The organism is Paenibacillus sp. ALE2 (genome assembly GCF_054113385.1).
The window spans coordinates 5,519,885-5,533,860 of record NZ_CM134213.1 but is presented as its reverse complement, the minus strand read 5'-3'; the positions used below and the strand labels follow the sequence as shown (position 1 = coordinate 5,533,860).

The 13,976-nt window shown below is 37.0% G+C and carries 13 protein-coding genes and 1 pseudogene; 11 read left to right on the top strand and 3 right to left on the bottom strand.

Annotation, left to right across the window (positions count from 1 at the left end):
• Positions 1–135 precede the first annotated feature (135 nt).
• From ACXHJ1_RS23930 to ACXHJ1_RS23900, 7 genes are all read left to right on the top strand, one after another.
• The gene (locus tag ACXHJ1_RS23930; RefSeq protein WP_457905327.1) at positions 136–465 is read left to right on the top strand and encodes a hypothetical protein; all 330 of its coding nucleotides are present in this window, start codon (positions 136–138) and stop codon (positions 463–465) included.
• A 222-nt stretch (positions 466–687) separates the two neighbouring features.
• A complete protein-coding gene (locus tag ACXHJ1_RS23925; RefSeq protein ID WP_243208123.1) occupies positions 688–909 on the top strand; it encodes a hypothetical protein in 222 nt (73 codons plus the stop codon).
• Positions 910–1,892: 983 nt separating this feature from the next.
• Positions 1,893–2,672 (top strand): hypothetical protein, encoded by a 780-nt coding sequence (locus ACXHJ1_RS23920; RefSeq protein ID WP_230681843.1) that lies wholly within the window; start codon positions 1,893–1,895, stop codon positions 2,670–2,672.
• Between the two features lie 129 nt (positions 2,673–2,801).
• Positions 2,802–2,927, top strand: coding sequence for a hypothetical protein (locus tag ACXHJ1_RS23915; RefSeq protein ID WP_016820444.1), 126 nt, complete (start codon positions 2,802–2,804; stop codon positions 2,925–2,927).
• A 641-nt stretch (positions 2,928–3,568) separates the two neighbouring features.
• Positions 3,569–4,117 carry an RNA 2'-phosphotransferase gene (locus tag ACXHJ1_RS23910; protein ID WP_457905326.1) on the top strand — a complete coding sequence of 183 codons (549 nt, stop codon included), beginning with the start codon at positions 3,569–3,571 and terminating at the stop codon, positions 4,115–4,117.
• An 817-nt stretch (positions 4,118–4,934) separates the two neighbouring features.
• Positions 4,935–5,249 (top strand): hypothetical protein, encoded by a 315-nt coding sequence (locus ACXHJ1_RS23905; RefSeq protein WP_243208126.1) that lies wholly within the window; start codon positions 4,935–4,937, stop codon positions 5,247–5,249.
• Positions 5,250–6,195: 946 nt separating this feature from the next.
• Complete coding sequence (locus tag ACXHJ1_RS23900; RefSeq protein WP_107735299.1) at positions 6,196–6,702, top strand: PdaC/SigV domain-containing protein; 507 nt, start codon at positions 6,196–6,198, stop codon at positions 6,700–6,702.
• 818 nt (positions 6,703–7,520) lie between these two features.
• Here ACXHJ1_RS23900 and ACXHJ1_RS23895 read toward each other — a convergent pair.
• The 3 genes from ACXHJ1_RS23895 to ACXHJ1_RS23885 form a co-directional block, all read right to left on the bottom strand.
• Positions 7,521–7,838: a hypothetical protein gene (locus ACXHJ1_RS23895; protein ID WP_107735297.1), complete on the bottom strand. Its 318-nt coding sequence runs from the start codon at positions 7,836–7,838 to the stop codon at positions 7,521–7,523.
• Positions 7,839–8,132: 294 nt separating this feature from the next.
• A complete protein-coding gene (locus ACXHJ1_RS23890) occupies positions 8,133–8,492 on the bottom strand; it encodes a hypothetical protein (protein WP_254628512.1) in 360 nt (119 codons plus the stop codon).
• Positions 8,493–8,509: 17 nt separating this feature from the next.
• Positions 8,510–8,857, bottom strand: coding sequence for a hypothetical protein (locus ACXHJ1_RS23885; RefSeq protein ID WP_243208128.1), 348 nt, complete (start codon positions 8,855–8,857; stop codon positions 8,510–8,512).
• 275 nt (positions 8,858–9,132) lie between these two features.
• Between ACXHJ1_RS23885 and ACXHJ1_RS23880 the strand changes: the two are divergent.
• The 4 genes and pseudogenes from ACXHJ1_RS23880 to ACXHJ1_RS23865 all read left to right on the top strand — a co-directional run bounded on the left by ACXHJ1_RS23880 (position 9,133) and on the right by ACXHJ1_RS23865 (position 13,643).
• Positions 9,133–9,797 (top strand): annotated as a pseudogene (locus ACXHJ1_RS23880) (restriction endonuclease).
• A gap of 63 nt (positions 9,798–9,860) precedes the next feature.
• Positions 9,861–11,132: a flagellin N-terminal helical domain-containing protein gene (locus tag ACXHJ1_RS23875; RefSeq protein ID WP_181955911.1), complete on the top strand. Its 1,272-nt coding sequence runs from the start codon at positions 9,861–9,863 to the stop codon at positions 11,130–11,132.
• A 171-nt stretch (positions 11,133–11,303) separates the two neighbouring features.
• On the top strand, positions 11,304–11,600 hold the full coding sequence (locus ACXHJ1_RS23870) for a recombinase family protein (protein ID WP_243208129.1): 297 nt from the start codon (positions 11,304–11,306) through the stop codon (positions 11,598–11,600).
• A 681-nt stretch (positions 11,601–12,281) separates the two neighbouring features.
• The gene (locus ACXHJ1_RS23865; RefSeq protein WP_107735295.1) at positions 12,282–13,643 is read left to right on the top strand and encodes a helix-turn-helix transcriptional regulator; all 1,362 of its coding nucleotides are present in this window, start codon (positions 12,282–12,284) and stop codon (positions 13,641–13,643) included.
• The last annotated feature ends 333 nt before the right edge of the window (positions 13,644–13,976 follow it).

Genomic DNA, 13,976 nt, shown 5'->3' with positions numbered 1-13,976 from the left:
ATAATATCATCCATGATAAGATGGTTGTGCCTGGATAGGGAAATAAGGAATTGGGATAATGGTTAATTTATAGCGAAACACTAGCGGTACCATTGAATTCAAAGACGAGAAGAGCCTTAAACCAAGGAGAAGGATATGGGATATGATTCCTTAATTAAAGCAATTATTTCAGTGCCAAAAGAAGAATTAACTTTTCATTGGGGAAATAGATTAAAAATTGTTGGTACTAGGGACACCATCTATGAAACAAACAATGATTTAGATGAAGATGATAATGAGTTCATTGAATATGATGCAGCGATTGTTGAAGTTAAAAAGATAGTATCTAAACCGATTAACGATGAAGGAAGCATATATAAATGGTTTCAAAAAGGAAAAAGCTCCTTTATTGAAATTTCTCTCCATGACGCCCCCCCTAGCATGATTACATCTTCAGATGGGTCTATTATCTGGAAAAATGAATAGCTTAGACCATCCTCAATTGAGTATTTTTCATTGAATTGAGGATGTTCATGACTATTACGACTGATAAGTTTTATTTTAATGCAGAACAGAAGAAAGTTATACTTTATATTGATAAGCCTTTGGGCAATCTATCTCAAAGCAATATAGAAAAATTAGATAATATCAAGAAACTAGGAGTAACTGTTGTAAATTCCTTGGAGGAATTAAGAAAGTGGTTAAGTGATGGGGAGTTCGGCTTTTATTTTAATAGAACGAGAAAAATATACACCTGAGAAATTACTAGGAGATGCAATCGTAGCTGCCTTTCATTCAGATGCTGGATTATATTTTGAGAATGATAAAAAATATAAAAATGAACAGTTTTTTTCAACAACTCTAAATATATCCTATAACCCACTGGGTACTGAAAACAACCAGCAGTTTATATTCTATATTGAGAATTGATAATTACGAAATTAATTATGAACATGATGAGAATATTAGTGGATTAGATTCAAGCTTGTCTTTGTATCAAGTAGGATGTATTGAAGATGTTTATGGTGTTGAAGAACTGATTTCTCGATTTATATATGAATATTTCAAGCTAAATCCTACTGACTATTTTTGGATTCCTGATTACGATTGGGTCTACAGTTGGGAAGATATGCAGAAGTTCAGATCTCTGCCCTATGATCCAAACTGGTGCTATAAAAATCCTAAATCAATATAATTCACAACGATTAATGAATATCTATAAGCTTGCTCTTTTAACAATAAAATGGGAGCAAGTTTTTTCATAGTAATTTATCTGATAAAGAAGATAATTTGCATGCACCTAAGAATTAAGAGGCGGGTTTAAACAGGAGAGTCTTCAGTCAGGCTACTAACTTAGCGATATGGGTAAAGTATACGGAAGGTGCGTGAATGTTATGAAGTATGATACATTCTTAAAATTATGGGAAGAACAAAATAGTCTAATGAGACTATTGTTCTGTGAAAATAAAGTGTTAGACTGAAAAACAAAGCATTAGACCGTGAAAAATAAAGTTGTAGACTGGCAGCCGGCGTTAGCAGACGGGCAGGACAACGCAACCATTAGATGGACTTATGGTTCTCATATGATACAATTTATCCCAGAAGTATCTTCGCGGGTTAATGAAAAGCAGCGGTGACGAACTAATAGGAGACCAACACAAAAAAGTGGTAGTTTTATGGATATGCAATAGTTTACTATAGGATCTTATTCCTCGGTTCGTCTGAACCGATTGTAACGGAGATTCATGAAGTGCCTGGAGATATGGAAATAAAAGTGTTGCCTGACAATGGACAGAGCGGGATTGGAAGAGCGGAAGTGAAGTGGCAAAGCCCGTAAGCGTAGGTCACAGCTCATAATACGAACGGAGAACTATAGCTTAACCAAGAAATTACTGGAAAATGCGGAGGATAATTTGGATCGCAATTCGCTAGAATCGAGCGGAGATTCACTTCGCAGACAACTGGAGGCACTACGCGCCGAATGGAACTTGGTACTAAAAGGAGGGGTAGGACACATGCGAGAAGAACAGGAAATATTCGTGGGCAAAGGATATAATAGGTCGTACGCAATTGCTACGGGTCTACCGATTTTAAATATTAGGGGTAGCTTATCGCGTGAAAGTAACGGCCAACTACCGTTTCCGTGGGTGACAACGGGCATCAAGATTGATAAAGAACAGATGTTGGAAACCGTTATGAAGCAGAAGACACTCGAGTATTTGTTCAAGATGCAATTCAGTAAGGAGGAAATGACCGACCGCAATTTGGTTGTAGGCTGTTATGAATATAAGAATCCGAATGACAAGGAACAAATAACGCTATATGCGCTGGTTTCGTTGAAGGAATTTCTCGCGAGATACGGCGATGAACGGGCATCAGAGATTCTGATGCGAGTTGGCTGCGCATACGAGAAGATTATGGAAGAATGCGATGAAGCCATTGAAGAACACTATGCAGTGTTGCGCCGGGCACTTCATTTGAAGAATCTGAGGGACAAATATGACGTCGTTTACGAGTGGGTTGAAGAGGAAGGGCAAAAGACGTACATAAACAGATACACCAAATCGAGTTATACGAAGATTAAAGCTGAATCATTCGTAGAGTTGACCAAACTCTATGATGAACAACGGAAGAAGGATGCAAAGAAGACGTTCTCGACTCTGGAGCCGTTAGAAGCATTCATGCAAGCATAAGAAAACCGCCCCTTTACGGGGCGGTTATTCAACGTTTCATCGAACGAAGATTCGAGGAATATCCAGCGATAGAGAGGATTCTCGACAGTCGCATCGGAAAGTGCTGACCCGTACGCCAGATATGGTCGAATGGAACTGATGGAAGACGTTGATCCAGCCAATTATTTCGGCAAAACCATAGAGGTGGAACGATTTAAGGCGATTGGAAGCCTAGCGATTCAGGGAGAATTTATCGACCTCGGTGTTTCTTACTGACGGCAAGCCGATCGGTAGCACCGAAACGGTTGTAGATATCAACGGGGGTGGCATGTTCTCGCTCCCTAGTGGCAAGTCCTTCGAGGCGTGGCAGCGCGACTAGCTGGATCGGTACGGCGGATGACAAGAACCTCATCTTGTATCAAATAAAATTTATCAAAACAGCCAGTCTTATCGCATGAAATAATTTTACACCACTTGTTACGCTAACAGAGAACGTTAGTTCAATAAACCAGCGGCAGTCTAGGACTTTATTTTCAGGTCCTTGACTGCCGCTGGTTTTATATTTGGGTCAGTCTAAAACTTATTATTCCAAGTCTGGCGATTTAGCAATTCAGAGTCAGCTTAGGAGCAACAAATCCAGTCTAAATCTTTATTTTCATCGGACAACTATTAGAGAGAGGAGGGATTTAAGAATCGGAAATTTTTTATCATGGATTTGATAAGAGGTATTTTCAGTTATTTTCATTGTGGGCTGGGATTTGCAAAAATATTGGAGGCTTATAACAGATACAGTCTAAGAGGTTTTTTAATTGGAGCTACATCTTTCCTTATCGGAGGTTTGGGGCTTTACTCAAGGCGCTATGTATCATTGGATAGGTTATTATAGATAGACAAATATTTTATTAAAGGAGTATACAATGCTAACATCAAAACAAGAAGAGAGCCTTAGTAAATTTATGAGTAAGATTCTGAGGCATACACCAGAACAGTTTGGTCTTGAGCTAGACCATGAGGGTTATTGTGACATTCAAGACCTAATTCAAGGAATACGATCAGAGAACAGATGGTCTGCGGTCAGTGAGTCGGATATCGAGCAAGTAGTAAGCCATTGTCCAAAACAAAGATATGAGATGGTTAATGGGTACATAAGAGCTAATTACGGGCACAGTGCAGGCAGATTGAATTATAAGGAAGCTATTCCACCAACGATCCTCTATCATGGTACAAACACAAAGGTAATTCATAACATTTTCGCTGAAGGAATTAAGCCAATGGGGAGAAAGTATGTACATCTGTCTGAATCCCTTGAGTTTGCAATTTTAGCAGGCAAAAGACGTGGGGAACTGGTGATTCTCGAAGTAGACACAGCAAAGGCATTAGCTAATCAAGTGAAGTTTTATAAAGCCAACCATGGTGTTTGGCTTGCCGATTTGGTGCCACCACAGTATTTAAAGAAGCTTGAATAAAGCATAACTCCAGAACATTAACGATGATCATAGAGACTAGATGGAATGATTTTGTCTAGTCTTTTTGATATTGCCTGTTTTGCTGTACATACATGATCCGTCCTAAAATTTTGAATGTATCTACGGGTGTCCACACCCGCCTGCAAATGCCGCATAAAATAACCCGGGTGAACAAAGAGGAGGTGCATGTAATAACCGTGATACACATGGAACCCATTCAAGTGGGTGAGCATACATACATTTATCGGAGTCGAGGTCAAACTGCCTAAAACAACGCTGTTGACGACTCCAACTCCCGTGGTTACATCATGTGTGGTGCGTCTAAGATGTACCGAATTTGGGATAGTAAAATTTTTCGCTGTTTAAGCCATAATGTCAAACGGGACAAGCCTTCATAGCAATTTTCAATTTACTGATCTGTACTGATTCATTCTATTAAAATCTTATAAATGACTGAATTTTGTGACCGCATTTGTGACCTCTTGGGGGGGCAAGCATGTAACTGTGCATCATACTCCTGTGAGGTCTGCTCAAAGGAGATTGTTAACCAACGTAGGTGAAAGTTCCGGGGGCTTTGAGACTTTCATATTCATAACCCGAATAACAACCTTAAAGCAAGTGTGAAAGCGTACAAAGGACAACATATGTTCATTCCAAGTTCATGCGAAGTATCAATTTAACACATGATATATTTTAAATTTAACGAGCTGTTCACATTATATTCGCCGTTATTAACATTTATTTCAATATATTGTTTACTTATGGTAAAAAAATCACTATGATAAACGTGTATCCCAAATATGAGAGGATGATAGAGATGAAAAAGAAACTTTTAGTTGGCCTGTTGACTGTTGTAGCGTGTTTCACTCTTGGATCAACATCTTTTGCTGCAACAGCAGTAACATCAAATTCGAGCAATGTATTAACAGAAAGTGCAGTAGCTCCTGCTGCTACTAAATATATTACTTGGCAAATAGTTTTACCAAAATCTCAGTTCCCTACCCTTGGAGACATTCCAACAACCGCTAGTTATAACGTAGATCCATATCGTGGAACATTAACGCTGAGTTCAGTCGATGGACAAACAGGTTACACTTGGACAGTCACTTATGCAGGATGGGTTACTTATTAATATTTAAAACTGTATAAAGCCTCCTTGTGAGGAGGTTTTAATCGTACATATTTGTTGAACTTGTTACTCACTAAAAATCTTTATTTTGCTGGATTATTTCTTCTTCAAATAAAGTTGAATTATTCTACATTATCTTCAGTACTCCATATAAAACATCAATTTTACCATCCAGTTGCCCCTATATGACGGTGGCTGGATTTTTTGTATCCAAATGTGTCATTGAGAAGATTCTACGAAAATTTCGTGGAACCTTATTGGTGCCTTAACTGTTGCCATTACTAATACTTAAATAATTTCAGTATTAGGCTACTAACTTAAATGAGGAGAATACAAAATTGGACTGCCTATATAGTTGTAAAGGATGTGGAAAGCTTTCCACGTTCGGGGAATCCCGAAGCAAGTTTACATACATTCTTCACAGCCAACTTTGCGTTCTGAAAATAGCGTGACACCGTGTAACGCTATAGTTGGACTCGTGTCCATTGTGGACATGCGTTGCCAATCCAGACATGGTGAATTTCCATATCGTAATTCTAACCTTCTGAATCGAAAGGATGAAAGCTAAACTCAATTATCGTGAAACGCGATATTCGAAATCCTTTGCATATGGAACTAAATTTCGTTCCCCCTTGTTACATAGTGAGATTAACAACGATACATCTTGTACCTGTCCCTCAAATTTCAGGGATAGCTAATAGGTAAATCGCCATTGAGTTGTTATCTGTAAGGGTACCGCCAATTTTGGCGTGACTGCGAAATAGCCGACACAATATAATTTCACAAATACACAAACAAAGAGAATTCCTAAATAGGAAGTCCTTTTTTAATCTACCTGATCAATGCGATGTAGAGTTGCTTTATTTAATATGACTGTTCAAAGCATTAAACGTAACGATATAATAATACACGTCTTAAAATAATGTATTAGTGTGAATGGAGAGATAAGATGAAAAGGTTTGTTGGGATATTGACTTTAATCATTTTGATTGTTTATACCCTAAGCCCTGTTACGAGCATTCAAGCAGCTTCAAGTAAGGCTAAAATTGAACAAGCTGTATACAAAGGTCAGCCTTATATAAGAATAAGTGGGATTAATCAAACAGTAGCTAACAAGATAAATCAAGCATTGAAACAATATGCTGTCAATGCTGCTGCTTCATCCGTTACAATTAAAAAGACCAGTAAAGAGGGTTGGTACAGAACAAGTGTTAAAACTGCTTATAATAGTAACGGCAAACTCTCTGGCGTGTTTGAATATAGTAAATACTATGGTGGTGCACATGACGTGCAAGGCATCGATACATTCAATTATGATTTAAGTACAGGTAATAGACTCTATCTTAAAGATGTCATTAACAATAAAACGAAATTAATAAATACACGGACATACATCTCATATGTACTGTCTGAAAAACAAAGAAAAAATTTGTTATCTGTAAATGAAGTTAGTTAGTATTACTAACTATCCCTTTGATCCAGTAAAAACTGGCTTTTACTTTAGTGATAAAGGGATAGTTGTAAGATTTGATCCTTATCAAGTTGGTTCATTGCTGATGGCATCGTAGACATCCCGGTTCCATATACAATAATCAACTATATCGTACCCACATGTAATTCAGTCGAAGATAGATGATGATTTCAAAGGACTTGACGATGGAAATATTTATGAATTGGCGAATGGACAGATATGGAAACAGGAATATTACCATTACCATTATGCATATTCTTATATGCCTGATGTATTAATTTATAAAAATGGTGGCTCTTATTACATGAAAGTAGAAGGGAAGGATCAAGCGGTTATGGTGTTACGATTGAAATATAGAACAGGATTTACAACAAACAAGCCTAGATGATTACTGTCTAGGCTCTTTACAATGTCTATGTGGTTAAATTTAGTGGAATGTAGTTTTATTCTCCTGTCTCTTCTAATATATCGAAACTCCCCTAAACCGGTACCTAAATAACCACAAATATTAGCCATCATTGAAGTAGAATGACGAGAGCCATCGGCAGATCTCAATGAATTGTTGAGCGAAGAGGATGCAGTCATGACTTCTTAAAAGCTAAAGGAAAAAATTTCACCTAAGCAAATAAGGCTTAAGCAGACATTGCACATGAATTAGGCATCACCAAACAGCATCAATATAACTATATAAAGCTTTCAACGGTCATCCCTAAGCTACGAGACATGGTAGAAGATAAGGATTTAAGGAAATGAAAATACAGCTTTCTGATTCAACAAAAACCTGAAAGGTGTATTTCCTTCAATTAATTAGAAATAAATCCTCCATAGGTGACTGTCCAAGTGTAGCCTGTTTGACGATCCATTGAAAGTAACTGCAAAACACCAAAATATTCGTTTTCTGCGTAATTCAAAGTAGTAGGAATATCCCCGAGAGTAGGGTATTGAGATTTAGGTAAAATTTGTTGTACTGTAACATATTTCGAAGCATAGGGAACTGCTTGTACACTTTCCGTTGAGTTATTATTTGAGGTTGGTGTAGTAGTACTAGCTGCAAAAGATGTAGAACCAAGGGTGAAGCACGCAACGACAGTTAACAGACCAATTATAAGCTTCTTTTTCACCTTACATCATCCTTTCTTATTTGGAATACAACTCTATAATATAGAATATTTATCCAAATGCAAACAATGTATGGAATAAAAAGTTTTTTATTGGATGAATATTATGTGAACTAACTATTAATTTTTAAATTGCTATAGATCAAGGAGAAAGGAAAACCATTATTCCTCAAAGGAGGAAAACCAAAATAATTTGGGTTAGGTAAAAGCAAGACTATCCAATAATTTGACTATTTTGCAGAATGTGAAGAGGGTTGCATGATCACTGACCCCTTTCTAGGGATAACCTCCTTTGAATTAATTGATAGGGGCGGTTTTAACGGTTAAGATACCGTCAGTACGACCACTAACCTCTCTTGCGATGTATATCTCAGTGTATTTATTTGTTCTCACTGAACCATTCAATGAATAATATTCTTTCAAATAACCGAAAGATTTATGCATAATAGGCGTAAATTCAGCCCAACTCATATAATTAGGTCTTATAGTAGTGGTTGTTGTATCAGAAAAAGTAGTGTTTTTAGACCAGCCACCTCCTAAAGTTCCCGTAACAGCATTTTTGTGCTCATATGAAAGACTAATATTTGCTTGCCATGTGTTGACTTGTAGAAGAGGAAATTGCTCTTGTAGCATTATCTTGAGTACGGTTATATACATATGGGGAAACACGTTTTCTAAGAGAAACCATAGGTACAGCAGAGATTTGAATGTAGATTGTTCGTATCGTATTCGTTAATTGCATTTGGTGTAATAGGGCCGTTATTTTGTGAATTTTTTTGGCTAGAATCTTTATCTAATTCTAATTGTGCGCTCTTGTTTGCCTCTTCTTCCTGAGCTTTATAAGCTTGCAATTCATCTTGGCTGAGTTCAACTAACCCATTGTCAGTTACACGGTAGGCCTGTACAATCTCACCCTTCGACGGCTGGTTTTGCTGATACGGAATCATCATTACTAGAATCCAACCAGAAGTAGACTTGAGAATTTTTTGGCTAATTTCTTCACTCTCTTCCTCCTTTTTCAAGATATAGATAGTATACTTATTTTATATATCCATAGTTAACCTAAAAAGAGAATAACAGTCCATTTATACTATATTTCTAATGCGAAAGTATTGGAAATTAAATACCAAGAATAGATATAGAAAAATAATTAATCTTCCTTATTGCTTTATGATGGAAATAATATATATTCCTATGAATCCGACTTTACCTCCCTAAAAATTATGGGATATTGTCCCTTTTTGTTGTATTATAGGCAAGTGTGAAAAGGATTTCGAGTGGCTAAGGAGGAACATTGTTGTCTATATTTGTGATAGTATGTGTCATTGTTGTATTGATTGCTTTGGTATTGCTACGCTTATTTAAAAAGCCTAGAGTTCAGGAATCGTATAAAGTAACACAGGATATTAATCTGTATAAAATTGGAATTAACGAAATAGATCGTATGGAAGATGGCAAAGACTTTGAAATGTATCTGTTCAGGTTGTTCCTGTGTTTAGGCTATGATGATGCGTATAAAACACAAGATAGTAGAGATTTTGGAACAGATTTGGTATTTACGGATAGAGAAGGATACCGCAATGTCATTCAGGCTAAACGGTATGCATTAAGCATGCCTGTGGGTTTGAGTGCAGTCCAGGAAGTGTATAGCTCTATGCGATTTTATAGAGCTAAGAAATCTATTGTTATTACTTCGAGCAAATACACAACTTCGTGTGAACAGTTAGCCAGTTATAATGGAGTAAAGCTACTGGATCGCAACGATTTAATTAAATGATTGAGCTATTCAAAGAACAACAGCACAGCAAGGTAAAAGATATTATTGAAGCAGAGCCTTACTTGAGTTTGGATTCATGGGATGATTACAGGAATAACAGTAAAGTGATTAAAAAGGATCGCAAGGCTGAAAAGTTTATTGCTTCAGGTAACAAGATACTGGAGACTCCTGTAGTAAAACGATGATTTTACTGAAAGAATATAATGTACTTAAAAATCTTATGAAGACAGAGAATTACGGGAGAACATATGATTATCAATACGAACATTGTGGCGACAGTTGCAAGTAACAACTTAAAAAAGCGTACAGGTTTTGTCAATAAAACGATGAAGAAGTTATCATCAGGACTACGTATTAATCGTGCGTCTGACGATGCGGCTGGTTTAGCAATATCAGAGAGCATGAGAGCGCAGATTCGTGGATTACATCAATCTTCACGTAATGCTCAAGATGGTATCTCTCTCCTACAAACAGCAGATGGAGCCTTGGCAAGTGTTAATGATTCTTTGCATAGAATCAGTGAACTAATTATTCAGAAGCAAAATGGGATACTACAAAATAGTGATAAAGAGAATATCCTTAATGAGATGGTTGAATTGCTTGATCATATTGATGGTATAACCAGCAATACTGAGTTCAATGGGATTAATTTGTTTGATGGCTCGTTCTCTAGGAATGTATACGCTGATGATAATATTCCAATTACAATAAATAACATGGATCTCGGCTTATACTATAAAGAAAACTTTGACGATCATAATAAGTTCTCACAATGGTTTCCTGATGCTGGGCGGTGGAGTGTCAAGAATGGAGGACTTAGACAAGGAACATTAGGCATAGGAGACAAAACAATATTGTCTCAAGTAATTAAGGATAATGAAATGACGATAACTGTAGATGCAGAATTTACATCTGCTGATAAAGACGGTAATGTAGGAATTATTATAAAGGGTGAGGACTTTAACAATCAGGTGTTTGGTTGGTATAGTCAGTATGGTGGGATATACTTAGGCGAAAGAGTGAATGGAGTATACAGAAATATCGGACTAGTAGGGGCAGAAGCAGCGAATGTAGGAAAGACTTATAAGCTTTCCGCTTCAGTTGTTGGAGACTATTATACCTTCTCGGTTGAAGGGATAGGTGACATAAAAGGTTACTCTGTTAACTCAAGTATGGTTGAAGGATATACAGGAGTGTTTACAGCTTTTTCAGAGGGTTCATTCGATAACTACAAAGTGATCCCTTCAATTACTGTAGAAGATATTGATAAGGCTACTAATAGAGTATTATCAGAACGTTCTAAATTAGGAGCCTACCAAAATCGCTTGGAGCATGCAATTAACAATATCAACAACTATACGGAGAATCTTATTTCTGCGGAATCTCGCATTCGTGATGCCGACATTGCTAAACAAATGACTCAATTGGCTAAAAATCAGATTATGCTTCAGACATCACAGGCAATTCTATCACAGGCTAATATAAAGCCAGAGAGTATGTTGCAAATGCTCAAGTCTTAAATTGTTAGTTATAATGATTTTATGCTATGTTGCATGTTTCCCACGATTGGAGGTGACGAATGATAAATGAATCAAAACCAGCTTCACACAATGACCTACACGTTAAACAGCGGTATTAAGGGAAACATCACCCAGTAAAATGTTTGAAATGCTCTCTTTGCCTGAATCACTGTGCTTAGAAAAGGCGACATTCTGTTCATCAAGGAACTAGACAGACTTGGACGGAATGCAGAGGAAATCAATCGTGAATGGCAAGAAATAACGCATGAGATAGGCGCACACATCGTAATTCTTGATATGCCAATTCTTGACACTAGACAATATCATAATGGCTTGGAGAAAGTTATATCAGGTACCGTGCTTGAATTACTCAGCTACATGGCAGAACGTGAACGTGAGAAGATAGACGGTAGACAATCTGAAGGTATAGCAGCAGCAAGAAATAATGGTGTGGTAAACAGGCAATAAGTGATGACTTCATTGCAGTATATGAGGAATGGAAGGCAGCATAACAGCAGTTGAAGCAATGAAGCGTACAGAAATGAAGCCTAACGCATTTTATCGTAGGGTAAAGGAATATGAGCTACAGAAACAAGTAGGATAAAATGTGTACACTAGTACACACTGCGGCTTAGTTGATTTATGTCTAGGCTTTTCAGTGATTTAATAACCATATTTGGTATGTGATTTGAATAAGGGGGATAGTTTACACCCAAAACGCCTATTAAATTTCCAAATAATGCAGCAGCACATCCTGCCCCACACTGTAGTTATATGAGCGAACGAATCAAGCCTTGAGCAGTTTGGAAACATGGCGACGTCGGCAACTATCCCAGTTGGTAAAATGTTCGAAATGTTATCTCTTTCTGAATCAATTGATACCGATACGCAAAATTTTGTGGAAGGGGATGGTTAAAATCAAATGACCATTCAATTCCTACAAATAATTCTGTAGACAGTATCCTTAATCATGAAATCATCGTAACTATCCCAAAAGGTATCTTGAGTACTATGTGAAATATATATGATTTTATACCAAAAGATGTTAAAATCAAGATCGCTAGAACATTTTACTACTTGTTTCACAACTACATAATAAATTTAACTATGCATCGTATTGTAAGTCTGTGTTGAAAGGGTGGTTTACCAATGAAAATTACACCCACGATTAGAGCAGAATTGGAACAATTTCTACAACAAGAAGGCTTAACATTATCGAAATTTGGACAAATCGCAGGGATGAATAGAGGAATAATAAGTAGCATTGTAACAGGTAATAAATCTATGTCTATTAATCAGCTTGATCGAATTACTGAAGCTATGGGCTTACCAGAAGGTCGCTTTTATGATCTATTTATAGAAAATTACATTATTGACCATCCTCCTAATATGAGGCGAATTGAACCGTTTTTATATCGCTGTGCGGAGTTGGAAAAGTTGGATGCGATCCGTCGAGTGGTGGGAGCCATCATGGACAATCTACTCTATTCGCCCAAGCTATTCGAAATTGCAGAAGGATTATTGGCACAGGGACGGCATGGGGCTGCATTGATATTATATGAGGGAGTAGCTGAAGCGGAGAAATATCAACATTCTGAGCGTCTAGCCATCTGTCAATATCGCATATTTAAGATTCAGATTGGAAATGACCAAGAAAAGAATTTTCAATCAGCGCTTCAATTTGAGCCATTTGTCAAACGTCTTGATGCTATAGACCAGTTAGATGCCTTTGTAGATTTGGCTAATGTATACCGATCTTTGCGTAAATGGGAACGGGTTGAGGAAGTTGCTAAAGACTTAAGAGCTTTAGGCAAAGCGCAATATTCTATAGCACAGTCTCTTAAAAGAGAACAAGTTAAGAAGCCTTTGCGACCGTTATTTTTTTATATAGCATTCAGTAGTTCACTTATTGGTGGGGCTAACTATGAGCAAGGAAACTATGAGTTAGCACTGCAAGCAGCCTATGAATCTGTTGATTTAGAATGGGTGAAAGAAACTGATAAAGAAACAAAACACTGGAAAAACTTATTTCAGGAGTGGGGTGAGACTAATGTGTGCCTGAGCAAGCTCATGGCTGGAAATAGAAAGGTACTTCCTGCATATGCTGATCTCATTACAAGAACGAAAGATGAGATTCTCCCGGGTCTATGGAACATTATGATCGCAGCCAATCGCTATAGCATGGACGTAGATGATATTCTGAATCGTTTTGAGTGTGAAATTTCAAACTTACATGATCATACAAGAATACAAACCAATGATCAGCAAAATATTAATAATCAGCTTGTTGGCGTATTGAGTGAATTGGCTGAATATTGTCTATCCAGAGGCCAGTACGAAAAGGGAGTTCGGTTCTTATTAGATGGTATGAGGAAATCAATTATAATTAATGATGAACGCTCAATCCTTCGTTACAGGATAATTGTCGAACGTTATCAGAAATTTGTCCTAACTGAAGCCAAGACGGAGTATCATAATTTAGAAAGCTATGCACGACGACTTTCTTATTAGTATTAGTCATAAGTACACAATCAACGAGTAGTCAAGTTACAACTATACCGTCGGCAGCTCAAAGTGGTTGGTTTCAAGTTTAGAGCTGGCACATTGGTAGTTAGTACATTTGTATAAATAGTTCGGAGCGTTTGTTCATATGCATTAAACCATGAAAATTAAGTGAAGGTTAGACGGGCTATCCGTCTAACCTTTTTATTTTGTAAATGTGACAATGAATTGTTCGCATTTTTTTAAAAATTATTATAAAAAATCCTTTTTTTATGAAAAAAATATTGTAAATCAATATACAACATTGTATATTATATCCTGTGTCTATCAAACATTGGGAGG